Source organism: Streptomyces aquilus (assembly GCF_003955715.1).
Lineage (GTDB): Bacteria > Actinomycetota > Actinomycetes > Streptomycetales > Streptomycetaceae > Streptomyces > Streptomyces aquilus.
In genome coordinates this window covers 2,391,143-2,415,319 of record NZ_CP034463.1, presented here as the reverse complement: position 1 = coordinate 2,415,319, position 24,177 = coordinate 2,391,143, and the positions used below count along the sequence as shown (strand labels likewise).

Annotated in this window: 24 protein-coding genes; 10 read left to right on the top strand and 14 right to left on the bottom strand. The window is 71.3% G+C overall.

Going from position 1 to position 24,177, the window contains the following annotated elements:
- Window positions 1-161 precede the first annotated feature (161 nt).
- Window positions 162-950, top strand: coding sequence for a ferritin-like domain-containing protein (locus tag EJC51_RS11140; protein WP_126270918.1), 789 nt, complete (start codon window positions 162-164; stop codon window positions 948-950).
- Between the two features lie 9 nt (window positions 951-959).
- Here the strand turns inward: EJC51_RS11140 and corA are convergent, their stop codons facing one another.
- Complete coding sequence (corA, locus tag EJC51_RS11135) at window positions 960-1,958, bottom strand: magnesium/cobalt transporter CorA (RefSeq protein ID WP_165951300.1); 999 nt, start codon at window positions 1,956-1,958, stop codon at window positions 960-962.
- Between the two features lie 62 nt (window positions 1,959-2,020).
- Here corA and EJC51_RS11130 point away from each other — a divergent pair, with 62 nt between their 5' ends.
- From EJC51_RS11130 to mshC, 4 genes are all read left to right on the top strand, one after another.
- Window positions 2,021-2,707, top strand: coding sequence for a histidine phosphatase family protein (locus tag EJC51_RS11130; RefSeq protein ID WP_126270916.1), 687 nt, complete (start codon window positions 2,021-2,023; stop codon window positions 2,705-2,707).
- A 68-nt stretch (window positions 2,708-2,775) separates the two neighbouring features.
- Window positions 2,776-3,366 (top strand): DUF3090 domain-containing protein, encoded by a 591-nt coding sequence (locus tag EJC51_RS11125; RefSeq protein WP_079308586.1) that lies wholly within the window; start codon window positions 2,776-2,778, stop codon window positions 3,364-3,366.
- A complete protein-coding gene (locus tag EJC51_RS11120) occupies window positions 3,330-4,145 on the top strand; it encodes an SCO1664 family protein (protein WP_126270915.1) in 816 nt (271 codons plus the stop codon). The genes EJC51_RS11125 and EJC51_RS11120 overlap by 37 nt, the downstream gene beginning before the upstream one ends.
- Before the next feature lie 94 nt (window positions 4,146-4,239).
- On the top strand, window positions 4,240-5,469 hold the full coding sequence (mshC, locus tag EJC51_RS11115; protein ID WP_126270914.1) for a cysteine--1-D-myo-inosityl 2-amino-2-deoxy-alpha-D-glucopyranoside ligase: 1,230 nt from the start codon (window positions 4,240-4,242) through the stop codon (window positions 5,467-5,469).
- 65 nt (window positions 5,470-5,534) lie between these two features.
- Here the strand turns inward: mshC and EJC51_RS48645 are convergent, their stop codons facing one another.
- Window positions 5,535-5,834: a hypothetical protein gene (locus EJC51_RS48645; RefSeq protein WP_244362585.1), complete on the bottom strand. Its 300-nt coding sequence runs from the start codon at window positions 5,832-5,834 to the stop codon at window positions 5,535-5,537.
- Here EJC51_RS48645 and EJC51_RS48640 point away from each other — a divergent pair.
- Entirely contained in the window at window positions 5,817-6,218 is a 402-nt protein-coding gene (locus EJC51_RS48640) for a hypothetical protein (RefSeq protein ID WP_244362583.1), read from the top strand. The genes EJC51_RS48645 and EJC51_RS48640 overlap by 18 nt on opposite strands.
- A 19-nt stretch (window positions 6,219-6,237) precedes the next feature.
- Here the strand turns inward: EJC51_RS48640 and EJC51_RS11105 are convergent, their stop codons facing one another.
- Window positions 6,238-7,968, bottom strand: coding sequence for a S8 family peptidase (locus EJC51_RS11105; RefSeq protein ID WP_126270912.1), 1,731 nt, complete (start codon window positions 7,966-7,968; stop codon window positions 6,238-6,240).
- A 294-nt stretch (window positions 7,969-8,262) separates the two neighbouring features.
- On the opposite strand from EJC51_RS11105, the gene EJC51_RS11100 reads away from it, so the two are divergent.
- Complete coding sequence (locus tag EJC51_RS11100) at window positions 8,263-9,216, top strand: SMP-30/gluconolactonase/LRE family protein (protein ID WP_126270911.1); 954 nt, start codon at window positions 8,263-8,265, stop codon at window positions 9,214-9,216.
- 67 nt (window positions 9,217-9,283) lie between these two features.
- Here EJC51_RS11100 and EJC51_RS11095 read toward each other — a convergent pair whose 3' ends face one another.
- The 8 genes from EJC51_RS11095 to EJC51_RS11060 all read right to left on the bottom strand — a co-directional run bounded on the left by EJC51_RS11095 (window position 9,284) and on the right by EJC51_RS11060 (window position 17,751).
- Window positions 9,284-10,303, bottom strand: coding sequence for a PAC2 family protein (locus EJC51_RS11095; protein WP_126270910.1), 1,020 nt, complete (start codon window positions 10,301-10,303; stop codon window positions 9,284-9,286).
- A gap of 159 nt (window positions 10,304-10,462) precedes the next feature.
- Entirely contained in the window at window positions 10,463-11,134 is a 672-nt protein-coding gene (locus EJC51_RS11090; protein WP_126270909.1) for a FadR/GntR family transcriptional regulator, read from the bottom strand.
- Window positions 11,135-11,233: 99 nt separating this feature from the next.
- A complete protein-coding gene (locus EJC51_RS11085; RefSeq protein ID WP_126270908.1) occupies window positions 11,234-12,529 on the bottom strand; it encodes an amidohydrolase in 1,296 nt (431 codons plus the stop codon).
- A complete protein-coding gene (locus EJC51_RS11080; RefSeq protein ID WP_126270907.1) occupies window positions 12,526-13,278 on the bottom strand; it encodes a nucleoside phosphorylase in 753 nt (250 codons plus the stop codon). Before EJC51_RS11080 ends, EJC51_RS11085 begins: the two co-directional genes overlap by 4 nt.
- Window positions 13,275-14,147, bottom strand: coding sequence for an ABC transporter permease (locus EJC51_RS11075; protein ID WP_126270906.1), 873 nt, complete (start codon window positions 14,145-14,147; stop codon window positions 13,275-13,277). The genes EJC51_RS11080 and EJC51_RS11075 overlap by 4 nt, the downstream gene beginning before the upstream one ends.
- Window positions 14,147-15,187, bottom strand: coding sequence for an ABC transporter permease (locus EJC51_RS11070; protein ID WP_126270905.1), 1,041 nt, complete (start codon window positions 15,185-15,187; stop codon window positions 14,147-14,149). The genes EJC51_RS11075 and EJC51_RS11070 overlap by 1 nt, the downstream gene beginning before the upstream one ends.
- A gap of 1 nt (window position 15,188) precedes the next feature.
- Complete coding sequence (locus EJC51_RS11065; RefSeq protein ID WP_126270904.1) at window positions 15,189-16,721, bottom strand: ABC transporter ATP-binding protein; 1,533 nt, start codon at window positions 16,719-16,721, stop codon at window positions 15,189-15,191.
- Window positions 16,702-17,751 carry a BMP family ABC transporter substrate-binding protein gene (locus tag EJC51_RS11060; RefSeq protein WP_126270903.1) on the bottom strand — a complete coding sequence of 350 codons (1,050 nt, stop codon included), beginning with the start codon at window positions 17,749-17,751 and terminating at the stop codon, window positions 16,702-16,704. The genes EJC51_RS11065 and EJC51_RS11060 overlap by 20 nt, the downstream gene beginning before the upstream one ends.
- 296 nt (window positions 17,752-18,047) lie before the next feature.
- Here EJC51_RS11060 and mtnA point away from each other — a divergent pair, with 296 nt between their 5' ends.
- Entirely contained in the window at window positions 18,048-19,079 is a 1,032-nt protein-coding gene (gene mtnA / locus EJC51_RS11055) for an S-methyl-5-thioribose-1-phosphate isomerase (protein ID WP_126270902.1), read from the top strand.
- 48 nt (window positions 19,080-19,127) lie between these two features.
- Here the strand turns inward: mtnA and mtnB are convergent, their stop codons facing one another.
- From mtnB to EJC51_RS11040, 3 genes are read right to left on the bottom strand one after another with little or no spacing between them, the layout of a single operon-like run.
- Window positions 19,128-19,736: a methylthioribulose 1-phosphate dehydratase gene (gene mtnB / locus EJC51_RS11050; RefSeq protein ID WP_126270901.1), complete on the bottom strand. Its 609-nt coding sequence runs from the start codon at window positions 19,734-19,736 to the stop codon at window positions 19,128-19,130.
- Window positions 19,733-20,452 (bottom strand): acireductone synthase, encoded by a 720-nt coding sequence (mtnC, locus tag EJC51_RS11045; RefSeq protein WP_126270900.1) that lies wholly within the window; start codon window positions 20,450-20,452, stop codon window positions 19,733-19,735. The genes mtnB and mtnC overlap by 4 nt, the downstream gene beginning before the upstream one ends.
- Window positions 20,449-21,048, bottom strand: a complete 600-nt coding sequence (locus EJC51_RS11040; RefSeq protein ID WP_059196555.1) for a 1,2-dihydroxy-3-keto-5-methylthiopentene dioxygenase — start codon at window positions 21,046-21,048, stop codon at window positions 20,449-20,451. Before EJC51_RS11040 ends, mtnC begins: the two co-directional genes overlap by 4 nt.
- A 520-nt stretch (window positions 21,049-21,568) precedes the next feature.
- On the opposite strand from EJC51_RS11040, the gene EJC51_RS11035 reads away from it, so the two are divergent.
- Together EJC51_RS11035 and EJC51_RS11030 are read left to right on the top strand one after the other, a co-directional pair.
- Window positions 21,569-22,666 (top strand): substrate-binding domain-containing protein, encoded by a 1,098-nt coding sequence (locus tag EJC51_RS11035; RefSeq protein ID WP_126270899.1) that lies wholly within the window; start codon window positions 21,569-21,571, stop codon window positions 22,664-22,666.
- Entirely contained in the window at window positions 22,653-24,173 is a 1,521-nt protein-coding gene (locus EJC51_RS11030) for a sugar ABC transporter ATP-binding protein (protein WP_126270898.1), read from the top strand. The genes EJC51_RS11035 and EJC51_RS11030 overlap by 14 nt, the downstream gene beginning before the upstream one ends.
- Window positions 24,174-24,177: the final 4 nt, after the last annotated feature.

Sequence of the window (24,177 nt, the reverse complement as noted above, 5' to 3'; positions counted from 1 at the left end):
CGCAGAACAACGCGCGCGTGCCCGCCGGGTTACGCCCCCGACGTGACCTCATGGGTCCTCCTTTTGGCGGAGTTGTCCGACACAGCTGTTGCAGCACCTCTCTCGCCGCATTTGACTCGTTCTCCGGGGATTGCCGCGGAGTCCCGCAGAGAGGTGCCACGATGCTTTCGGCCAAGAGTCTGTTCACCGAGATCCTCGACAACGACGATTCCTTCCGCCTGTTCTGTTCCATCGCCGCCAGCGGCGAGTCGCAGGGAGGCTGGGAGAACGCCCGCATCGCCGCCCTGGTCCCGGAGAGCGAGCGCGAACTCGCCCCCAAGATCACCCGGCACGGCGCCGACGAGGACAAACACGGCCGGATCTTCAACGCCCTGATGAAGAAGCGCGGCCTCGACCCCGTGCCCGTACCCCCCGAGACCGACTACACGATGCTCCTGGAGCGGAACGGCATCGGTCTCGCCCACGACAAGCTCAAGGCCGACCAGCCGCTCACCGTGCGGGACATCGTGACCTACCTCTCGCACAGCAGGGTCACCGAACAGCGCGCCTCCGAGCAGATGGAGCTGCTGCGCAAGCACTTCGCCGACCACCCCGACCTCGGGCGCGCGGTGAAGATGATCTCCAACGACGAGGACAACCACCTCGCCTACTGCCACGAGGAGTTGCTGCGCTTCGCCCACGCGGGCCACGGCCGGGACATCCAGCGCACCCTCCGGGAGTGCGCGCTCGCCGAGATCCGCGTCTACCGTGACGTCAGCCTCGCCGTCATGGCCCACATGGGCCGCATCCTGGGCTGGCCCAAGGCCAAGTCGGCGGTCCTCGCGGCGGGCATCCACGCCGTGTACGCCTACGAACGCGCGGCGGGCTGGCGCCGCATGGTGTCCCTGAAGATGCCCGAACGGCGCGACGCGCTCGGCGGCCCGGCCACCGCCGCTCCCGAGTTCGCCTGACCCGGGGGTCTAGAGCCAGCCGCGGCGCTTGAACGTCCGGTACAGCAGGACCTCCAGGACGGCCATCAGCGCGATCACCGCCGGATACGACCACACCCAGTGCAGCTCCGGCATGTGGTCGAAGTTCATGCCGTAGATCCCCGCGATCATCGTGGGGATCGCGGCCATGGCCGCCCACGCGGAGATCTTCCGCATGTCGTCGTTCTGCCGGACGCTCATCTGCGCCAGATGCGCCGACAGGATGTCCGACACCAACCGGTCCAGGCCCTCCACGGACTCGTTCACGCGCATGAGGTGGTCGTTGACGTCCCGGAAGAACGGCCGCGCCTTCTCGCTGACGAACGGCACCGAGCCGCCGAACTGGCCGATCCCCGCCAGCCGGTTCAGCGGCAGCGTCAGCGGGCCGGTCGCCCGGCGGAACTCCAGGATCTGCCGCTTGAAGGTGTAGATCCGCGACGCCGTGTTCCGGGAGCCGCCGCCCCCGTCCGGCGAGAACACCTCCGCCTCCAGTTCCTCCAGGTCCGTCTGGAGCTCGGTCGCCACCTCCAGGTAGTGGTCGACGACGGCGTCCGAGATGGCGTACAGCACCGCCGTGGGCCCCTTGTGGAGCATGTCCGGCTCCTGCTCCAGACGCCGTCGTACGGCCTTCAGCGGGGCGCCCTCGCCGTGCCGGACGGTCACCACGAAGGAGTCGCCGAGGAACAGCATCACCTCGCCGGTGGAGACCTGGTCGCTGTCGGGCTCGTACACGACCGGTTTGAGGACGAGGAAGAGGGAGTCGTCGTAGACCTCCAGCTTGGGCCGCTGATGGGCCTTCAGGGCGTCCTCGACCGCCAGCGGGTGCAGCCCGAACTCCTGGGTGACGAGGTCGAACTCCCGTTCCGACGGCTCGTGCAGCCCGATCCAGACGAACCCGCCCCCGGCCCGCGCCTCCGCCAGGGCGTCGGACAGGTCGTCGGGGCCCTCGGTGCGGTGTCCGTCGCGGTAGACGGCACAGTCCACGATCACGGTGCGTATTCTCCCGTCACTCGCTCACCGGCGCACGCGCGTGTGCGCCTACCCTGGGCCGCATGCCCACGCTGATCCTCGTCCGGCACGGACGATCCACCGCCAACACCGAGGGACTGCTCGCCGGATGGACCCCCGGTGTCGCCCTGGACGAACGCGGCCGGACCCAGGCCGCCGCGCTGCCCCAGCGGCTCGCCGAACTGCCCCTCGCCGAGATCGTCAGCAGCCCGCTCCAGCGCTGCCAGGAGACGCTCCAGCCCCTCCTGGACGCCCGGCCCGGGCTGACCGTCCACACCGACGACCGGATCGGCGAGTGCCACTACGGCGACTGGTCGGGCCGCAAGCTCGCCGAGCTCATGGACGAGCCCCTGATGGAGGTCGTCCAGGCCCACCCGTCGGCGGCGGCGTTCCCCGGCGGCGAGTCGATGCGGGCCATGCAGACCCGCGCCGCCGAGGCCGTACGGGAGTGGAACGCGCGCGTGGAGCGCGACCACGGCGCCGACGCCGTCTACCTCATGTGCTCGCACGGCGACATCATCAAGTCGCTCGTCGCGGACGCGCTCGGACTTCATCTCGACCTCTTCCAGCGAATCTCTGTCGATCCGTGTTCCATCACCGCGATCCGTTACACCCGTCTGCGCCCGTTCCTCGTACGCCTCGGCGACACCGGTGACTTCGCCTCCCTGGCGCCGCGCGAGACACCGCCCGCGGACGACGCCCCGGTCGGGGGTGGTGCGGGCGCACCGTGATCGTCGGGCGCAGTAGGGTGAAGCGGTCGCAGTAGCGCCGTACCCATCACGACTCCAGGAGACAGGACGTGTCCCGTCAGGTGTTCCTCTACGACCCTCCGGACCGCTTCGTGGCCGGCACGGTCGGACTGCCCGGACGCCGTACGTTCTTCCTCCAGGCCATCGCGGGTTCCCGGGTGACCAGCGTGGCCCTGGAGAAGACCCAGGTCGCCGCCCTCGCCGAGCGCATGGACGAACTGCTGGACGAAGTGGTCCGGCGCAGCGGCGGCAACGCCTCCGTCCCGGCCGTGGCACCCACCGAGATCTCCGACACCGCCCCGCTGGACACCCCCGTCGAGGAGGAGTTCCGCGTCGGCACCATGGCGCTGGCCTGGGACGGTGAGGAGCAGCGCATGATCGTCGAGGCGCAGGCCCTCGTGGAACTCGACGCGGAGTCCGAGGAGGACCTCGCCGAGGCCGAGGAAAGGCTCCTCCAGGACGAGGAGAACGGCCCCCCGATGCTGCGGGTCCGGCTCACCGGCGCGCAGGCGCGAGCCTTCGCCAAGCGGGCCCTGGACGTCGTCAACGCCGGGCGGCCGCCGTGCCCGCTGTGCAGCCTCCCGCTCGACCCGGAAGGACACGTATGTCCGCGCCAGAACGGATACCGCCGCGGGGCGTGACCACGGCCGAGCTGCTCACCCGCGGTGAGCTGACGGTGCGCGGACAGATCCGGGACGCCTCCAACGCGGTGCTGTACTGCTCCGTGGAGCACGACGGCCAGGAGGCCTACTGCGTCTACAAGCCCGTCCGCGGCGAGCGCCCCCTGTGGGACTTCCCGGACGGCACCCTCGCCCAGCGCGAGGTCGCCGCCTACGAGGTGTCCGAGGCGACCGGCTGGGGCCTGGTCCCGCCCACCGTGCTGCGCGACGGGCCGTTCGGCGAGGGCATGGTCCAGCTGTGGATCGAGGGCGCGCCCGGCGCCGAGCTGCTCGCCCTGGTCGACGGCGAGGAACCCGAGCCCGGCTGGAAGGCCATCGGCTTCGCCGAGGTCGGCGAAGGCAAGACCGCGCTGCTGGTGCACGCCGACGACGAACGGCTGCGCCGGCTGGCCGTCCTGGACGCCGTGATCAACAACGCGGACCGCAAGGGCGGCCATCTGCTGCCCGCCGGGGAGCGCCTGTACGGCATCGACCACGGCGTCACCTTCAACGTCGACAACAAGCTCCGCACCCTGCTGTGGGGCTGGGCGGGCGAGCCCCTGACAGGGGAGGCGGTCGACGTCCTCAAGGGCCTCAAGGAGGCACTCGGCGCCGAAGGAGCCCTGGCCGCCCGTCTGGCCGTACTCATCACCCCTGCCGAACTCGACGCCACACGCGCGCGTGTGGACGAACTGCTCGCCACCGGGAAGCACCCGGAGCCGAGCGGTGAGTGGCCGGCCATTCCCTGGCCGCCGGTGTAGCAGCACACTGGACGACAGTGCGCAAGACCGCCTTACCGGCCATCCGGCCCGGTCCGGTTCGTATACGGAACATCCGTCCGGTTAGGCTCATGACATGCATGCCTGGCCCGCTTCCGAGGTCCCCGCCCTGCCTGGTCAGGGCCGCGACCTGAGGATCCACGACACCGCGACCGGCGGTCTGGTCTCCCTCGACCCCGGTCCCGTCGCCCGAATCTACGTCTGCGGCATCACGCCGTACGACGCCACCCACATGGGACACGCGGCGACCTACAACGCGTTCGACCTCGTGCAGCGCGTGTGGCTCGACACCAAGCGGCAGGTTCACTACGTCCAGAACGTCACCGACGTCGACGACCCGCTCCTGGAGCGCGCCGAGCGGGACAGTATCGACTGGGTCGCCCTCGCCGAGAAGGAGACGGCCCTCTTCCGCGAGGACATGACCGCCCTGCGGATGCTCCCGCCGCAGCACTACATCGGTGCCGTGGAGGCGATACCCGGCATCGTTCCGCTGGTGGAGCGGCTGCGGGACGCGGGCGCCGCCTATGAGCTCGAAGGCGACATCTACTTCTCCGTCGAGTCCGACCCGAACTTCGGCAAGGTCTCCAACCTCGACGCCGCCGCCATGCGGCTGCTGTCCGCCGAGCGCGGCGGCGACCCGGACCGGGCGGGCAAGAAGAACCCGCTCGACCCGATGCTGTGGATGGCCGCCCGCCCGGGCGAGCCGAGCTGGGACGGCGGCTCGCTGGGCCGCGGCCGGCCCGGCTGGCACATCGAGTGCGTCGCCATCGCCCTCGACCACCTCGGCATGACCTTCGACGTCCAGGGCGGCGGCTCCGACCTCGCCTTCCCGCACCACGAGATGGGCGCCTCGCACGCCCAGGTGCTCACCGGCGAGTTCCCCATGGCCAAGGCGTACGTCCACGCCGGCATGGTCGCCCTGCACGGCGAGAAGATGTCCAAGTCCAAGGGCAACCTCGTCTTCGTCTCGGCGCTGCGCCGCGCGGGCGTCGACCCGGCCGCGATCCGGCTCGCCCTGCTCGCCCACCACTACCGGGCCGACTGGGAGTGGACCGACCAGGTGCTCCAGGACGCGGTCGCGCGGCTCGGACGGTGGCGTGCCGCCGTCTCCCGGCCTGACGGCCCGGCCGCCGAGGCTCTCGTCGAGGAGATCCGCGAGGCCCTCGCGAACGACCTCGACGCCCCGGCCGCGCTCGCCGCGGTAGACCGCTGGGCGGCCCGCCAGGAGGAGTCCGGCGGCACGGACGAGAGCGCCCCCGGCGTCGTCTCGCGCGCGGTGGACGCGCTGCTCGGCGTCGCGCTGTAGCGCTCCGGTACCGAGAAGGGCGCTTCCCCGACGGGGGAAGCGCCCTTCGTGTCACCTGGTGCCGGTCAGATCTTGCGGACCTGGATGCTGCGCAGGATCTGCGGGGTCTGCGAGTCCCAGATGCCGATGACCTGGTGGCCGAAGGCGAACGCCTCCTGGACCTGGTCGTGGGTCTGCGGGTTGGGGTTGAACAGGACCCTCAGCTGACCGCCGATCAGCAGCCCGATCACACTCGGCTGCCCCGGCAGCGGCTGGACGACATCGATGTAGCCGTTCGCGATGCCGGCCTGGAACGCCTGCGTCTGCACCTGCTGCTGCAAGTACTGCACGGCGGCCTGGGCGATCTGGTGGATGTGCTGCTGCACCTGCTGCTCGACCTGTTGCTGTTGTTGCTGGTCCTGTTGCTGGCCCTGTTGCTGGCCCTGTTGCTGGCCCTGCTGCTGGCCGAAGCCCTGCTGCTGAGCGAAGGGCTGCTGGCCGAGCTGCTGGAGCAGCTGCTGGTAGGGCTGCTGCTGGCCGAGCTGCTGGAGCTGCTCCAGCGAGCCGCCGCCCATGCCGTAGGGCTGCTGCTGGCCGACGCCCTGCTGACCGAAGCCCTGCTGGCCGAACGGCTGCTGCTGTTGCTGCTGGTACGGAGAGGTGCTCGGGAACTGCTGTCCCTGCTGGCCTTGCTGACCTTGCTGGCCCTGCTGTGGTCCCAGTTGGCTCATCTGCGGGGTGGTGTTCATGCGGGTGTCACCTTCCCTTGATGGTTGGGATGTGCTGTCGTCAGCCCGTCACGACCAGGCCGACGACATCGTCGTCCGCGAACCACACGCGGACGTCGGGCCGTCCCCCCGCGAAGGCGGAGTGCACCGCCTGGCGGATCTCCGGGGAGGGATGGTTGAGGTTCCGCCAGCCGCCGGCCACGAACAGCCGGAGCCTCGGCGGGAGTTCGCGCGGATACGGCAGCAGCTCGTCCCAGTACCGTTCGGCCTGACCCGAGCCGACCGCGTGCGGCAGCAGATGGGTGACCGCCGCCTTGATGTCGGGCCGGCTGCCGATCCGCTGGGACGCGGGCCGGCCCGGCGCGTCCTGCTGCGGGGAGCCGGTCGCCCGCAGCATCGCGCGGGCCCGCTCCGGGGACATCGGTGCCTGGCCGGCCGCCTTCAGCATGCCCTGGAGCGCGGCCAGCGCGCCGACCACCATCGGCGAGGCCGAGGACGTCCCGGAGAACGTGTCCGTGTACCAGGCGATCTCCTCGGCCCCGCCCTGCAGGTCGCCGGGCCGGTCCCAGAAGCCGCCGGTGGTGGTGACCTCGCGGCCCCAGCCCTGGGCGTCCACGCGGGCACCGTAGTTGGAGAACGCGAGCCGGGAGCGGTCCGGGCCGTGGTCGCGGCCGTGCGTGCCGGGCGGCGGGGCGCCCGCGCCGACCAGGATCGCGCCGGAGGACTGGTTGGACGGGTTGAACGGATTGCGCCACCACTCCGGGAACGCGTCCGGGCGGCGCTCGTAGACGGCGTCGTCGAGGGACTCGGACCCGTTGCCCGCGGCCGCCACGACGATCACGCCCTTGGCGGTGGCGTACCGGACGGCCGCGAAGTCGTCCGGCCACCATTCGAGGGCGACGTAGCCCTTCTGGTCGTCGCGGTCGGCGAAGTCCAGCCGCGGGCCCGGGCGGTGCAGCTCGACCAGCACGATGTCGCCGGGGCCGAGCCGGTCCGCCGCCGCGTGGATCGCGGCCGCGGTGCCGATGCCCTGGAAGGACGCGGCCGCGGTCACCGCGTCCGGTACGACGCCCGTGACCCCGAACTCGGTGCGGTCGCCGCCGATCACGCCGATCACCGCGGTGCCGTGGTTGCGCCAGGCCAGGTCGGTCAGCGGGGTGCCGACCACGACGCCGGCCAGCTTGGCGGCCAGGTCCTCGTGACCGAGCTGCCAGGAGCCCTCGACGTCGATCACGGTCACGCCCTGACCGGTGCCGCCGGGCCGCTGCCAGGCCCAGCGGGCGTCGATCCCCTCGGGGGCGGGCCCCAGATAGCCCTGCCGGCTGCTGAAGTCCGGGGTGACCGGGGCGCCTTCCTTCAGCCGACCGCTCTCCTCGCCGACCTGCCCCAGGGAGGCGGGGACGGCGCCCGGCTTCACGTACGCGGTGTCGATGCCCGGCAGCGCGGCGATCCGCGAGCGCAGTTCCTCGGCGCGGCTGCGGTCGCCGCTGACCCGGTAGAACAGCGCGAGGTCGGGCACGTTCTCGGTGTTCGCCGTGGCCGACTGCTGAAGCCTCTCCTCGCTGCCGAACAGGGGTTCCAGAGCGAGCTGTTCGTCGCTGAGGAACATGTTGAGGGCCGAGACGTCGGCGCCGGCCGCCGACCGTACGCCCTCGGCGCCGGCACGCAGCCGGGCCTCGGGGCGGGCGACGACGATCAGTTCCTGCTCGGCCCCTCGATAGGTGAATCCCGCTCCGTCGGGCCCCGGCCCGGACGCTCCCGGGCCCTGCGCCGGCTGTACCTGGTCGCTCATCGGGTGCCGCTCCCTTCGGTCCTTGCGGGTGCCTGGTTGCGGGTGGTGCGTCCTGCTGGGGACTCGATGCGTCTCCGGGGACAACCAACCACCGGAACGGCCCCCCGTCCACCCCGTGTTCGCCAACTCGGTTTGAAAACAAGTTGAACTGGGTACCGCGTGCAATCCGTCCTGAAACAGATGTCCCGCCACAATCCGGCCAAAGACTGCGGAGGTGACGGTCATGTGATGGGGTGAGAGCGTCTGTTGACCGTTCGGCCGGTGATCGCCGGCCCCTTGGCAGAAGGACGCACAGTGGCACCCACAGCACGTTCCTTCGCACGTAGAAGACTGCTCACCGGAACAGCGGCGCTGACGGGAGCGGCGCTGCTCGGCGGCACCGCGCACGCGGCCGCAGCGCCGAAAACCGCCTGGCCCGACCAGTTCCCGCTGCCCGACGGCTTCCAGCCCGAGGGCATCACCATCGGCGGCAAACCCTTCGCCTACTTCGGCTCCCTGGCCAACGGGGACATCTACCGGGCGAACCTCGCCACGGGCCGCGGCTCCGTCGTCAGCAAGGGCCTCGGCGCCGAGCACCCCACCGTGGGCCTCAAGATCGGCCACGGCCGGCTGTTCCTCGCCGGCGGCGTCAGCGGGGAGATCCGCACGGTGGACCTCCGCTCGGGCGCCCTCGAGAAGGTGTACGCCACTGGCGGCAGCTTCGTGAACGACGTGATCCTCACCCCGGGCGCCGCCTGGTTCACCGACTCCTTCAAGGCCCAGCTCTACCGTGTGGCCCTCGGCAAGCACGGCGCGCCCGGGGCCCTGACGACGCTGCCCCTGTCCGGCGACTGGGTCCAGGGCGACGACTTCACCGCCAACGGCATCGAGCGCACCCCCGACGGCCGCGCCCTGCTCGTGGTGAACTGCTTCGCCGACGGCGGCACCCTCATGCGGGTCGACCCGCGCACCGGAGCCGCCACCGCCGTCGACCTCGGCGGCGCCAAACTCCCCAACGGGGACGGCATGTTGCTGCTCGGCCGGACCTTCTACGTCGTCCAGCAGGCGCAGAACGCCATCGACGTCTTCCGCCTGAACGCGGCCGGCACCAAGGGCACGGCGATCACCCGGATCACCGACCCGCGCTTCCGCATCCCGACGACCGTCGCGGCCTGGGGCGACCGGCTCTACCTGCCCAACGCCCGCTTCGACGTGGAGCAGCCGACACCCGACACCGACTACGACGCGGTGGCGGTGCCGCAGGTGTGACACCGACCCTCGGGACGTGACAAAGGGCGGTGCGCGCCAGGCGCACCGCCCTTCCCCGTCTCGCTTCTCACTCCTCCGACGAATCCCCTGAATCGTCGCCATCGGTCCCCGACTCCGCACCCGGCTCGGGATCCGTGTCCGCGCTCGGCTTCGGCGGCTTCGGCGGGCGAGTACGACCGCTGGGGCCGTCCCGCAGATACGACGTACCGTCGCCGCTGTCCGTCGCGTGCCCGCCCGGCGGGCTGCCGCCGTCCCGGCGCCGCAGATACCGCTCGAACTCGCGGGCGATCGCCTCGCCCGACGCCTCCGGCAGCTCGGCGGTGTCCCGGGCCTCCTCCAGCGTCTGCACGTACTCGGCGACCTCGGTGTCCTCGGCGGCCAGCTGGTCCACGCCCACCTGCCAGGCGCGCGCGTCCTCGGGCAGCTCGCCCAGCGGGATGCGCACGTCGATCAGGTCCTCGAGCCGGTTGAGCAGGGCCAGCGTCGCCTTCGGGTTCGGCGGCTGCGACACGTAGTGCGGCACGGCCGCCCACAGCGACACGGCCGGCACACCCGCGTGCGTGCACGCCTCCTGGAGGACGCCGACGATGCCCGTGGGCCCCTCGTACTTGGTCTCCTCCAGGTCCATCCGCTGGGCCAGGTCCGGATCGGACGTGGTCCCGCTGATCGGGACCGGACGCGTGTGCGGGGTGTCACCGAGCAGAGCGCCCAGGATCACGACCAGCTCGACGCCCAGTTCATGGGCGAAGCCCAGCAGCTCGTTGCAGAACGAGCGCCAGCGCATGGACGGTTCGATACCTCGGACCAGTACGAGATCGCGCGGCTTCTCGCCGCCGACCCGGACCACGGACAGCCGCGTCGTGGGCCATGTGATCTTGCGTACTCCGGCGTCCATCCACACCGTGGGCCGGTTCACCTGGAAGTCGTAGTAGTCCTCGGCGTCCAGCGCCGCGAACACCTCGCCCTTCCACTCCCTGTCCAGATGCGCGACCGCGGTGGAGGCGGCGTCGCCGGCATCGTTCCAGCCCTCGAACGCGGCCACCATGACCGGGTCGATCAGCTCGGGAACCCCCTCGAGCTCGATCACCCAGCGCCTCCTTCCGACGTGCCCTCCCGTACGCCCCAACCTTACGGCGTCCAGCGGGGGCGTCCGCAGCCCCCTTGCACGGGGGAGTGAACGCATCACTGCCCCATTAGCCACCCCGGAACACCCCCCGATGATCTGCGCCGGGTCGAATCACCCGTTTCACAGTGACGCGCGTAGCCACTGCTCCACGCTCGCGATGTGCACCGTCGCCCATGACCGCGCCGCCTCCGCGTCCCGGTCCCGCAGGGCGGTGAGGATCATGCGGTGCTCGTGCAGTGTGCGGCTGACGGCGTCCTCCTGGGTCAGGCCGCGCCAGATCCGGGCCCGGGTGGTGGGGCCCGACAGGCCGTCGAGGAGGGAGCACAGCACGGAGTTGCCGGAGCTCTGCACGATGCCCCGGTGGAAGTCCAGATCGGAGGCGACCAGCTCCTCCACCGACGGGTTGGCGCCGAGTTTGTCCAACTGGGCCGAGAGCGCGTCCAGTTGCTGCTCGCTGACCCGGGAGGCAGCCATCCCGGTCGCGGCCGGCTCCAGGATGCGGCGCACGGCGAGGAACTCCAGCACCGTGTCGTCGCGGTGGAAGTCGACGACGAAACTCAGGGCCTCCAGCAGGAGTTGGGGGTCGAGGCTGGTCACGTACGTGCCGTCGCCCTGTCGCACGTCCAGGATCCGGATCAGCGACAGGGCGCGCACGGCCTCGCGCAGGGAGTTGCGGGACAGCCCGAGGTCCGAGGCGAGTTCGGACTCCTTCGGCAGCCGGTCGCCGGGGCGCAGGGCGCCGGAGACGATCATGTCCTTGATCTTCTCGATCGCCTCGTCGGTCACTGCCATGGCCGGCCTCCCTGTGGTTCACGCGCATGTCCGTCGAGACATCCGATGTCTCACGTCATTATGGGGGCGGAAAGAGCGTCGCGGGAGCGAAATCCCCGGTCAGACCAGTGCTTCCAGGTCGGCGATCACGGCCGGCTCGTCCAGCGTGGTCAGCACCCGGTCCCGCATCAGCACCCGCCCGTCGACCACGGTGTCCCGTACATCCGCCGAGTGCGCCGCGTAGGCGAGCGTCGACCACGGGTCATGCGGCGGCCGCAGATGCGGGGCGTTCAGGTCGAGGACGACCAGGTCGGCCCGCTTGCCCACCTCCAACGAGCCCAACTGCTCCCCGAGCCCCAGTGCCCGCGCACCCTCGATCGTCGCCATCCGTACGGCCCGTTCGGCGCCGACGAGGGTGGGGTCGCCGCCCGCCTTGTGCACGAGCGCCGCCTGCCGCACCGCCCCGAGCACGTCCAGCGTGTTGGAGCTGACGGCCCCGTCCGTGCCCAGCCCGACGGTCACCCCGGCGCTCAGCAGCCGCGGCACCGGCGCGATCCCGCAGCCCAACTTCAGGTTGGAGACCGGGCAGTGGGCGACCGAGGTGCCGGTGCGGGCCAGCACCGCGATCTCCGGGCCGGTCAGATCCACGGCGTGCGCCAGCAGCACGTCGTCGCCGAGCAGCCCGAGCGAGTCCAGCAACTCCACGGGACGCTTGCCGTACTTGACCTCGACCGTGGCGACCTCGGTGGCGTTCTCGGCCGCGTGGATGTGGATCAGGGCGCCGAACTCGCGTGCCAGGGCGAAGATCTCGACGAGCTGGTCGGGGGAGAGGGTGTACGTCGAGTGCGCGAACACCACGGGCCGGTGGCCGGGGCGGGCCGGGCCGCGCGCCAGCAGGTCCCGGCGCGCCCACTCCAGCCGGTCCTCGTAGGCGATCGCGTCCGGCGGCTCGGGTACGTCCATGAAGGTGGGCCCGGTGTGCAGCCGCCAGCCCGCTTCCCGGGCCGCCTGCTCGGCCGCCTCGTGGAACCAGTACATGTCGAGCGCGGAGGTCACCCCGGCCCGGACGCTCTCGGCGATCGCGAGCCGTACCGCCGCAGCCACGTTCTTCGGCGCCAGCAGCCGGGCCTCGGCGGGCAGCACCCGCTCCAGGAACCCCTGGAGGGTGACGTCGTCGGCGAGACCCCGTATGAGGGTCATCGCGAGGTGGGTGTGCGTGTTGACCAGGCCGGGCAGGACGAGACAGCCCGCCGCGTCAACGTCCTCGGCGGCTGTGAAGCGCGCTTTCAGCTCCTCGGCGGGGCCGACGGCGACGATCTCGCCCTCGTGGACCGCGACCGCCCCGTCCCGTACGACGGTCCCGGCCTCGTCGACGGTCAGGACGTCACCGCCGTGCACCAGCAGATCGATGCTCACAGCCCGTACTCCTCGGCCAGCAGCCGCAGCGCCTCCAGCGACACGACGGCCCCCTTCTCGACACCGGCCGCGACCACGTCACGGTGCGGGTCGTAGACGCTGGTGCCCTCGTCGTCCACCAGCTCGTCCGCGTTCGCCCCGTCGACCACCAGCACCCCGCCCGCGACCAGCCCGCGCAGCGACGCCGTGACCAGCAGGGCGGAGAGCTCCATCTCGATGGCGGCGAGGCCGGCACCGGCGTAGGAGAACAGCGGCAGCAGGCCGGGCTGGAAGGCCGCGCGGGTCCAGACGACACCCCGGTGGTGCGGGGCGTCGGCCGCGCGGGCCGCGCGCTGGAGCGCGAAGACGGCCTCGGGGGAGGAGACCGCCGGGTACTCCGGCGGCAGCAGCTGCTGGGTGACCCCGTCGTCGCGGACGGCCGCCTCGGCGATGACGAGGTCGCCGTCGGCGATCCCCGGCTTCATCGCACCCGCCGTACCGAACCGCAGCAGCACTCGCACGCCCGCGTCCGCGAGCTCCTGGAACAGCAGGATCGCGCCCGGCCCGCCCACCCCGTGCGAGGCGACGACGACCGGCAGGCCCTTCCAACTGCCGCTGAACACACGGTACTCGCGGTGGTACGACACCTCCTCGGCGCCGTCGAGCAGCGCGGCGACGGCCGCGGCGCGCGCCGGGTCGCCGACGACGATCGCGTGGGCCGGCAGGCCGGTGCGGGGTATGCGGGTGATGGGCAGCAGGTCCTGCGTCATGAGGCGGCTCCGGTGGACGACGGGCGGACACGGCGACGACGGCGTGCCGTGGTGAGGAAGAGGGCGCCGAGCGTGACGACGTACGGCGCGGCGTCGGTGGCCTGCTGGGGCAGACCGAGGCCCTGGAGGCGGAAGCCGGCCGCCTCGGCGAGGCCGAAGAGCAGCGCGGCGAGCAGGACGCCGAGCGGCAGGGCGCGGCCGAGCATGACGGCGACGACGGCGATCCAGCCGCGGCCCGCGGTCATGTTCTCGGTGAACAACGTGACATTGCCGAGCGCGAGTTGGGCCCCGGCGAGTCCGCACAGGACGCCGGAGAGCAGGACGGCCGCGTACTTGTACTTCGCGGGGCTCACCCCGAGCGTGGCCGCCGCGTCCGGCGCCTCGCCGACCCCGCGCAGCCTGAGCCCCCACACATGCCGGGACAGCATGACCGCGGCCACGGCGACCGCCGCCCACGACAAATAGGCGAGCGGACTCAGACCGCCGATGAGTGGCAGCCCGGCGAGTGACGGGTCGTCAAAAGTGCCCTGCACGCCGAAGATCGTACGCAGCAGGAAGCTGGTGAGGCCCACGGCGAGGAGGTTCATGGCGACGCCCAGGACGACCGCGTCGCCGCGCAGCGTGACCGTGCCGACCGCCAGGATCAGCGAGTAGGCCGCCGCCGCGAGGGCCGCCGCCAGCACGCCCAGCCACGGGCTCCCGGTGAACCAGCTCGTGGCCACGGCAGTGAAGCAGCCCATCAGCATCATGCCTTCGAGGCCGATGTTGAAGACCCCCGCACGCTCGCAGATCGCACCGCCCAGCGCCGCCAGCAGGATCGGGGTCAGCGCGCGCAGCGCCGACATCAGGAGATCGGAGTCGAAGAACATCACACCGCCTCCTTACGACGGTTGAACCACCTGCTGGGGAAGCGCAGTCGGGCCGCCAGGAACACGATCACGATCGCCTGGAGCACCTGCGTCAGCTCGCGCGGCACCTCCGTCGTCCGCTCCATCGCCAGGCCGCCGACCTGGAGGACGGCGAAGAAGAAGGAGGCGATGACCGTGCCGAGGGGGGCCGCCGTCGCCAGCAGTGCGGCCGTGAGTCCCGTCCAGGTGTAGCCCGGTGCGGTCAGCGAGCCGTCCACGAAACGGTACGGGAAGCTCAACACCCCGATGGCGCCCACGAGTCCGGCGGTCGCGCCCGACACGGACATCAACTTCAGGGTCAGGCCCCGGCGTTCGACGCCCGCGTAGGCGGAGAACCGCGCGTTGAGACCCGTCATGCGGATCTCGTACCCGATCGCGGTCCGCTGGTCCGTGAACCAGTAGGCGGCCGCCGCGAGGACGACCAGAACCAGCCCCCAGGTGACCGTGGAGTCACCGAACGCGGGCAGCGCCACCCCGTCGGGCAGGGCACGGGTCTGCGGGAGGCTGGAGCCGGGCTCCTTGAGCGGGTAGCGCGCGAGGTAGGAGGCGAGCGACACCGCCGGGTAGCTCAGCAGCAGGCTGCTGACCAGCAGCGGAACGCCGAAGTGGTTCTCGCACAGGGCGGCCAGTGCGGCGTAGAGGGCGCCGGCGGCCATGCCCGCGAGGAGGGCGAGCACGACGGTGAGGGGCGCCGGCAGCGGTGAGTACAGGCCGGTCACGGCCGCCGTGATGCCGCCGAGGACCAGCTGGCCGTCGCCGCCCAGGTTGATGAGCCCGGCCCGCAACGGGATCGCCAGCGCGAGCGCCATGCCGAGCACGCTGGTGCCCGTCGTCAGCGTGGAGCCGATGCCGTCGGCGCCGAGCGAGCCGGTGAGGACCGCCTCGTAGGCCGCGACCGGGTCCGCGCCGGTGCCGACGAGGAAGAGGGCGCCGATGAGGACGCCCGCGAGCACGGAGAAGGTGATGGGGGAGCGCAGGGCTCCGAGTATGCGGTTGTTCATGTCAGTCGACGGCCTCCACCGCGGCGGCTTCCCTCGTGGCGCCGCCCGCCATGGCCAGGCCCAGCGTCCGTTCGTCCGCCTCGTTCTTGTCGTACGACGCCGTGATCCGGCCCTCGTACATCACCAGCACCCGGTCGGCCAGGCCCCGGATCTCGCTCAGTTCGGCCGAGACGAGGAGCACGGCGTGACCGGCGTCGCGGTAGGCGATCAGCTGGTCGTGGATGTTCTGGATGGCCCCGATGTCGACCCCGCGGGTCGGCTGTTCGACGAGCAACAGCGGCGCCTCGTGGGCGAGTTCGCGGCCGATGAGCAGCTTCTGGAGATTCCCGCCGGACAGCGCCGAGGCGGGCACCTCGGGGGCCGAGGCCTTGATGCCGAAGCGGTCGATCAACTGCCGTGCGTGCGCCCGGACTCCGGCCGGCGGCAGCAGTCCGCGGGACGACAACGACGTACGGTGATGTCCCATCGCGAGGTTCTCGGCGACGGACGCGGCAGGAGCCGTACCGACCGCGTGGCGGTCCTCGGGGACGTACGCCAGGCCCCCCAGGCGGCGTTCGGTGGCCGAGGCGTGGGTGATGTCGGCGTCGAGCAGGGACACGCGTCCCCCAGTGGTCGGCCGCAGTCCGGCCAGCGCCTCGATCAGCTCGCTCTGGCCGTTGCCCGCGACGCCCGCGATGCCGACGATCTCGCCCGCCCGCACCGTGAGCGAAGCCTCGCGCACCCCGTCGGTGGTGAGGTCGGACACGTCCAGGACCACGTCACCCGGCGTCCCCGGGGCGTGGACGCGGTCCAGTTCGACCGCGCGGCCGGTCATCGCGGCCGCGATCTTGTCGGCGGAGGTCTCCGCGGTGACCAGCCGGGCCACCACCCGGCCGTCCCGCAGCACGGTCACGCGGTCGCTGCCTTCGAGGACCTCGCGCAGCTTGTGCGTGACGAGGATCACCGTACGGCCCTGCGCGGCCAGCGACTTGAGGACGGCGAACAGCGCGTCCGCCTCGGCGGGCGTGAGCACCGCCGTCGGCTCGTCGAGGATCAGGGTGCGGGCGCCGCGGTGCAGCAGCTTGAGGATCTCGACGCGCTGGCGCAGGCCCACCGGCAGGTCGCCGACGCGCGCGTCCGGGTCCACGGCCAGGCCGTGCTCTTCGGCGAGTTCACGCACCCGGCGGCGGGCCGCGGCCCGGTCCACCAGGCCGAAGCGGCGCGGCTCGGCGGCGTAGACGACGTTCTCGGCCACGCTCAGCGAGTCGAACAGCTTGAAGCTCTGGTGGACCATGCCGAGCCCGGCGGCCATCGCGTCACTCGGGCTGGCGAAGTCCGCCTCGCGCCCGTCGACCCGGACCGAACCGGCGTCGGCGCGGGTCATGCCGTACAGGATCGACATGAGCGTGGACTTGCCCGCGCCGTTCTCGCCCATGAGGGCGTGGATCTCGCCGCGCCGGACGGTCAGGTCGACGGCGTCGTTGGCGAGCGTGCCGGGGAACCGCTTGGTGATTCCCCGGAGCTCGACCGCCGGATCAGCTTGCGGCGGGGTCATCGACCGTCAGCTTCCCGGACACGATCTGGTCGCGCAGTTCCTTCACCTTCGCGAGGACGTCCGTGTGGTCGGCGATGACGCACTTCGACGTCTGGACGCCGTCCTCCAGGCCGGTCAGGCTGATGCCGCCCTCCTTGAGGCCGTACGAGACGGTCGTGCCCGCCTTGCCGTCGAGCACCGACTCGATGCCCTTCTCCACGGCGACGTCCGTGCGCTTGATCACGTTGTCGACGACCGTGCCGGGCGCCGCGGTGCACTGGTTGACGTCGACGCCGTACGCGTAGGCGCCCTTGGCCTTCGCGGCCTCGAAGACGCCGTAGTTGCCGGCCGCCGCGGCCGCCATCAGCTGGTCGTAGCCCTTGGCGAGCAGGGTGCCCGCCTGCTCCTTGGCGCGGGCCGAGTCGTCGAAGGGGGACTGGCCGCCGACGAAGCGGGTGTCGGTGGTGGTCTTCGGCGCGACCTTCTTGGCGCCGGCCGCGAACGGGTCGCTGTAGCGACGGAACTGGGGAGTGTCGAGGACGTCGACCGCGCCGACCTTGCCCGACTTGCTGAGCAGGCCCGCCTCGGCGCCCGCGAGGAAGACGCCCTCGTGCTCACGGAAGACCGCGCAGCTGACGTTCTTGAAGGTCTTGGCGGTGCAGGCGTCGATGATCAGGAACTGCTGCTTCGGGTTCTTCTGGGCCTGCTGGGCGACGATGTCGGCGAACTCGAAGCCGACCAGCACGATGACGTCCGGCTTGGCGTCGACCGCGGCCTGCACGTTCTGCTGCTGGGAGGCGGTGTCGGTGGACTCGTAGACCTTCTGCGAGCCGTCGTGCTTCTTCGCCGCGGACTTGATGCCGCTGACGGCGAGCTTGAGGAACTCGTTCTGGCCGACGGCGTCCGGGGTGACCAGCGTGAAGGACGTCTTGCTGCCCGCGCTCGCGCTGCCGGAGTCGTTCTTCGCTGCGGCGTTGCAGGCGGTCGCGGCGGTGACGATCAGTGCGGTGGTGGCGGCGACCTGGAGGGTACGACGGGATCTGCGGAGCATCGGGGGAGGCCTTCCGGATACGGCGATACGCGCTCCGCCGGGAGCGCGTGGGGGTGGTGGGTGGGGTGACGCTGCGGGGACGGGGTCAGCGTCGACAGCCGTCGCCGGCACACCGGCCGAAGTCGAGGAAACGGCGCTTGGTCAGCAGCACGATCTTTCCTCCTTCGTCTCGGTCTGCGGACTGATCGCTGGACAGTAGCATCCGTTTCCGGACACCTGCTCGACTGTCTCGAACTATGGTTCGTGCAGGTCATGTACGGTGGCGGAGACCACCGGAACATCAGGAGTGTCCCGATATGCCCCAGGAATTGCGTGCGGTCGAGTGGACCGGGGAGAGCCTCGCCCTCATCGACCAGACGCTGCTGCCGCAGCGCACCGAGACGCTGGATGTCCGCGATGTGGACACCCTGGTCGACGCGATCCAGCGCCTCGTGGTGCGCGGCGCGCCGGCCATCGGCGCGGCGGGCGCGTACGGTGTCGCGCTCGCGCTCATCGAGGGGGAGCGCGCGGGCTGGTCGCGGGACGAGATACGCGCGGCCGTCGCCCGGGTCCGTGCGGCCCGCCCCACCGCCGTCAACCTCATGGTCTGCGTGGACCGCGTCATGACCCGCTTCGACGAGGGCCTCGACGCGGTGCTGGAGGAGGCCGCCGCCGTCCAGCGCGAGGACGTCGAGGCGAACCGCGCGATGGGCGCCTTCGGCGCCGACTGGCTGCTCGAACTCGTCGGCGAGGACCGGCCGTTGCGCATCCTGACCCACTGCAACACCGGCGCCCTCGCGACCGCCGGCTGGGGCACGGCACTCGGCGTCATCCGCGAACTCCACGCCCGCGGGCGCCTGGAGGTCGTGTACGCCGACGAGACGCGCCCGTTGCTCCAGGGATCCCGGCTCACCGCCTGGGAGTTGGTCCAGGAGGGCATCCCGCACTACGTCCAGGCCGACGGGGCCGCGGCCGGCACCATCCTGCGCGGCGAGGTCGACGCGGCGATCGTCGGCGCGGACCGCATCGCCGCCAACGGCGACACCGCCAACAAGGTCGGCACCGTGGGCGTCGCCCTCGCCTGCGCCGACGCCGGCATCCCGTTCCTGGTGGCCGCGCCGACGACAACGGTCGACCTCGCCACCAAGACCGGCGACGACATCCACATCGAACTCCGCGGTGAGGCCGAGGTGCTGGAGTGGGGCGGGGTGCGCACGGCGCCCGCCGAGTCGCGCGGACACAACCCCGCCTTCGACGTGACGCCGGGGCGGCTGGTGACGGGGCTGGCGACCGAACGGGGCGTGCTGGAGGTCTCCGCCGGTCAACTGCCCGGGGATCACCTGAAGTAGACGGAAAGAAACCCCCTGATCCCAGAGGGTCCCTTTTTTCTGTGGTGCTCAGCGCTGCGACAGCTCCAACTCCAGCAGCCACTCCACCACTTCGGTGTGGTGCCGGGCCTGCTTCGGACTGTCGCCCCAGACATAGAGGCCGTGCCCCGCGACCACCACCGCCGGCATCCTCGGGTCCCGCGCCGCCTCCAGCCGGTCCCCGAGGACCTTCATGTCCTGGCTGTTGGCGATGACCGGCAGCGTCACCTCGACGTCGTGCGCGGGCTGCCCGACGCCCTTCAGCATCTCCAGGTCCCTGAAGACGATCCCGCCCGGCTCGCGCCGCCCCATGGCCACGGACGCCACCGTGTGGACGTGCACGACGGCCCCGGCCCCGGTCAGCGCGGCGACCCGCGCATGCAGCTCGGCCTCCGCGGACGGCTTGCCGCCCTGCACGGCCGCGCCCTGCCCGTCCACCAACACCACGTCGGCGGGCGTCAGTTCACCCTTGTCGTGGCCGCTGGCGGTGACCGCGAGGCGCAGCGGGTCACGGGCGAGCACCACGGACAGGTTGCCGGAGGTGCCGCGCATCCAGCCGAAGGAGGCGAAGCGGGCGGACTCGGCGGCGAGGACCGCCCCCGCCTCCTCCAGGTCGAGTGCGCTGATCTCGGCGGTCATGCGGTGCTCCTAGAAACGGTGATCTCGTCGAACGTCCCCGCCTGCGCGTGGTCGCCGACGCCTTGCTCGTAGTACGGCTCCCCGGGCCGCCGGATGCCGACCGCGTGCCAGCCGGCCGCACGGGCCGCGTCCAGCTCGCCGGGGCGGTCGGAGAGGAAGAGAAGCCTCGACGGCGCGACGCCGGTCGCCTCCGCGATACGGCGGTACGACTCCGGCTCCTGCTTGGGGCCCGCGTTCTCGGTGTCGTACAGCCCCGAGACGAGGGACGTCAGATCGCCCTCCGGGCTGTTGGTGAACCACGCCCGCTGCGCGGCCACCGACCCCGACGAGTAGACGTACAGCCGCAGGCCCGCCGCGTGCCAGGCACGCAACCGCGGTACGACGTCGTCGTAGAAGTGCGAGACGAGGTCGCCGCGGGCGAAGCCCTCGGACCAGATGATGCCCTGGAGGGTCTTGAGCGGGGTGGCCTTGCGGTCCTCGTCGAGCCAGGAGTTGAGGGCCTTCTCGACGGCCGCCGCGTCCGCGTGCGGGTCGCCGAGCTCCTCGCGGACCTGGGCGACGGCCCGCTGGACGTCCGGATCACCACCGCGCTGGGAGAGCAGTGCTCCGAAACGTGAGCGGGAGTACGGGTAGAGGACGTCGACGACGAAGCCCGTGGCGCTCGTGGTGCCCTCGATGTCGAGCACCACGGCGTCCACGTCGTACGACAGGCTCATGCGGAGGCCTTGTCCGCCTCGTAGCCCGCCGCGATCGTGTCGTAGTCCGGGAAGCGGGACGCGATCGTCGAACCGGTGAAGTTGCCGATCCAGCCGTCCTCCTCGTGGAAGAAGCGGATCGCGGTGAACGACGGGTTGGTGCCCATGTCGAACCAGTGGGTGGTGCCGCGCGGCACGCCCAGCAGGTCGCCCTTCTCGCAGAAGACCGCGTGCACCTCGCCGTTCACGTGCAGATAGAAGATGCCGGAGCCGGAGACGAAGAAACGGACCTCGTCATCGTCGTCGTGCGTGTGCTCCTGGAGGAACTTCTCGCGCGCGGCCTTCGCCTTCGCGGGGAACTCCGGGTCGTCGCTGGGGTGCAGGCCGAGGACGTCGACGGTGGTGAAGCCCTCCTCGGCGTTCAGCTTCTCGATCTCCGGGCCGTACGCGGCGAACACCGTGTCGCTGTCGGCGTCGAAGGGGACGTCCTCGCGGATCGGCCACTGCTCGTAGCGCACACCGAGCGGCTTGAGCGCCTCGGCGATCTCGGCGGGGTCCGAGGTGCGGCGGACCTGCGTCTCGGGGCCGGACTCGGACCAGGTGGTCAGCAGCGTCATGGGAACAACTCCAGGCGTCTGGAAGGAAAGTCCGGATACCGAGACAAGCACCGGACCGGCGGGGGAGGAAGAGGGACGGCGGCGAAACGCGGCGGGACAGTTGGTCAGCCGCGACACAGCGCGCGACAACAGCGGCGCATGCAGGGCATACGCAGCGCGTTCGCACGGGGTGTCGTCATCGGGGCCTCACTGTGCCGGGTCGGGTGCCGGTCCCGCGATGGTAACCCGCCATGTCAGGTCAATCGGGTGTGACGTAGTCGTTGTCTCACCTGCTGAGAAACCGCTTCCACACCTTTGACGGATGGCTGAAATCGTTCTCATGATCTGCGTATGAAGACGCTGCTGCTCGTGCGGCGGCTGTACGTGGACCTGCTCCGGACGACCACCACCAGCTGTCGCTGACCCCTCCCGGAGCCCCGCCCTGCCCTCCCTGCGGCGGTGGCGCATTCCCTTCTGCTCGCGCTCCGGGCCAGGCACCTCTCTCATCCGCTCTGCACCACCCCGCACCTGGAGCCCCACCATGTCCCGCACCCGTCTGCCCCTTGCCGCGCTCTCCCTCGCGTCCCTCTCCGCGCTCGTGCTCTCCGGCTGCTCGCAGTCCAGCGACGCCTCCAAGGACGCCGGCGACACCGCCGCCTCCGCGTCGGCCGCCACCGGCAAGAAGCCCGCCCCGTTCAGCGCGGGCGCGGTCAAGGTCGCCCTGGTCAGACAGAGCGGCGCCGGCGACTACTTCGAGCAGTGGGGCAACGGCGCCAAGGCGCAGGCCAAGGCCCTCGGCATCGACCTGACCGTGTACGACGCCCAGGCCGACAACGCCAAGCAGGCCACCGACCTCTCCTCGGCCATCAACTCCGGTGCCAAGGCGATCATCATCGACCACGGCTTCCCGGCCACCATCCAGCCGGAGATCGACAAGGCCGTGAAGAAGGGCATCAAGGTCGTCGTCTACGACGTCGAGACCGCCACCAAGGGCGTCGTCGCCACCAAGCAGGACGACGCCAGCATGGCCCAGGCCGTCCTCGACGTGATGGCCCAGAAGGTCGGCAAGGACGCCAAGGTCGGCTACGTCAACGTGGCCGGCTACGCCGCCCTCGACAAGCGCGACACCGTGTGGGCGAAGGAAGTCGCCGCGCAGGGCTGGAAGCAGGAGTTCAAGGTCGGCAAGGTCACCGACTCCACGGCCACCGACAACGTTCCCCTCGTCTCCGCCGCGCTCACCCAGCACGGCGACGTCGCCGGCGTCTTCGCCCCCTACGACGAGCTCGCCAAGGGCACCGTCCTCGCCGTGCAGAACAAGAAGCTCCAGGACAAGGTGAAGGTCTTCGGCGCGGACGTCTCCAACGCCGACATCCAGCAGATGACCGCCGCCGACAGCCCCTGGGTCGCCACCGCCGGCACCGACCCGTCCGCGGTCGGCGCCGCCGTCGTCCGCACCACCGCCCTCGAACTGGCCGGTCAGCTGAACAAGACCTCCGTCGAGTTCCCGGCCGTCGCCATCACCCAGGACTTCCTGCGCGAGAAGAAGATCGAGAACATGGACCAGCTGCGCGAGGCACTGCCCGCGCTGAACCTGTCCCAGGTCTCGACCGCGGACTGGATCTCGAATGTCGCCCACTGAACCGGCCGTCGGGCTGACGGACGTCAGCATGGCCTTCAGTGGCAAGACGGTCCTGGAGTCCGTCTCGCTGGACATCGCACCGGGCAGCGTCGTCGCGCTGCTCGGCGCGAACGGCGCCGGCAAGTCCACACTGATCAAGATCCTTTCCGGTGTGCACACCGACCACGGCGGCCAGGTACGGGTCGCAGGGGAGCCCGCGGCCCTCCAGTCGCCGCTGGCCGCCCGGCAGTTGGGCATCCAGACCGTGCACCAGCGCATCGGCGAGGGCATCGTGCCCGGCCTCACGGTCGCCGAGAACCTCGTCTTCGAGGAGCTCGCCCAGCGCCGCGGCAACCCCTTCCTCAACGGCGCCAAGCTGCTGGCCCGCGCCCGCGAGATCCAGGCGGGCCTGGAACTGGGCTGGAGCGACGCGCTGCTGAAAAGAGACGTCACCGAACTCGGCATCTCCGACCGGCAGTTGCTCATCCTCGCCCGCGCCCTGGCCACCCGCCCGCGCCTCCTCATCCTCGACGAGCCGACCTCCGCGCTGTCGGCGGCCGAGGCGGAACGCCTCTTCGCCCTGGTCGAGAAGATGCGCGACGACGGCATCGCCGTCCTCTACGTCTCCCACCGTCTCGGCGAGATCGACGCCCTCGCCGACCGGCTGGTCGTCCTGCGGGACGGCCGTCTCACCGAGGACCAGGCCAAGCCCTTCGACTGGGACGCGGCCCTGCGCGCCATGCTCGCCCAGGCCCACGAGGCGACCACGGCCCGGCCGGTACGGGACGCAGGGCCCTCCCGTGAAGTGGCCCTCTCGCTGAGGGGCGTCCGGCTCTTCGAGGGCCGCACGCCGCTCGACCTGGACATCCGCACGGGCGAGGTCACCGGCGTCGTCGGCCTGCTGGGCGCGGGCAAGACCGAGCTGGCCCGCGGCCTGTTCGGCGCCGAGCCCTTCACCACCGGCGCGGTCGAACTGGACGGCAAGCCCTACACGCCCCGCCGCCCCGCCGACGCCATCCGCGCCGGCATCCACCTGGTCCCCGAGGACCGGCACGCCGACGCCCTCGTCCCCGGCTGGTCCCTCGCCCAGAACATCTCGCTGCCGTTCCTGAAGTCCTTCTCCCGCCTGGGCCTCGTGAACACGGCCAAGGAGGACGCCCTCGGCCGGGACACCATCGACGCCCTCGGTGTCGTCACCCGCGACGAGCACAGCACCGTCGAGGAGCTGTCCGGCGGCAACCAGCAGAAGGTGGTCGTCGGCCGCTGGCTCGCCGAGACACCCCGCGTCCTCATCCTGGACGAGCCATTCCGAGGCGTGGACATCGGCGCCCGCCGGGACATCGGCCGCCGCGCCCGCGCCCTGGCCGCCGAGGGCGCCGCCGTGCTCGTCCTGTCCGCCGACGTCGACGAGGTGCTGGAGGTCGCCGACCGCGTCGTCGTGCTGGCCGCCGGCGAGATCCACCTCGAGGCCTACGGCGAGGACGCGGAACGCGACCGCGTGATCCAGACCATCTCGGCGTCGGTGTGACGCC